At 53.3% G+C, this 508-nt stretch carries 1 rRNA gene; it reads right to left on the bottom strand.

Features of this window, described 5'->3' with window-relative positions:
- Positions 1 to 507, bottom strand: a 23S ribosomal RNA gene (locus FPQ13_RS13345); the annotation flags it as partial.
- Position 508 lies beyond the last annotated feature (1 nt).

The raw sequence follows: 508 nt of genomic DNA, 5'->3' as shown, positions 1-508 counted from the left end.
GCCCCAGGATGTGATGAGCCGACATCGAGGTGCCAAACCTCCCCGTCGATGTGGACTCTTGGGGGAGATAAGCCTGTTATCCCCAGGGTAGCTTTTATCCGTTGAGCGATGGCCCTTCCACGCAGAACCACCGGATCACTAAGTCCGATTTTCATCCTTGCTCGACCTGTATGTCTTGCAATCAAGCTCTCTTTTGCCTTTACACTCTACGTACGATTTCCGACCGTACTGAGAGAACCTTTGAGCGCCTCCGTTACCTTTTGGGAGGCGACCGCCCCAGTCAAACTGCCCACCTGACAGTGTCCCAAGACCAGATTCATGGCCTATGGTTAGAGTCCCAGTACTACAAGGGTGGTATCCCAAGGATGGCTCCGCCAAAACTGGCGTCCTGGTTTCAAAGCCTCCCACCTATCCTGTACATGTAGTACCAAGACCCAATGTCAAGCTACAGTAAAGCTCCATGGGGTCTTTCCGTCCTGTCGCAGGTATCCGGCATCTTCACCGGAAT

The sequence above is a fragment of the Allobacillus salarius genome (assembly GCF_007559425.1).
GTDB lineage: Bacteria > Bacillota > Bacilli > Bacillales > Alkalibacillaceae > Allobacillus > Allobacillus salarius.
The sequence above is the reverse complement of the archived record's forward strand: the minus strand, read 5'-3'. Positions and strand labels throughout refer to the sequence as shown.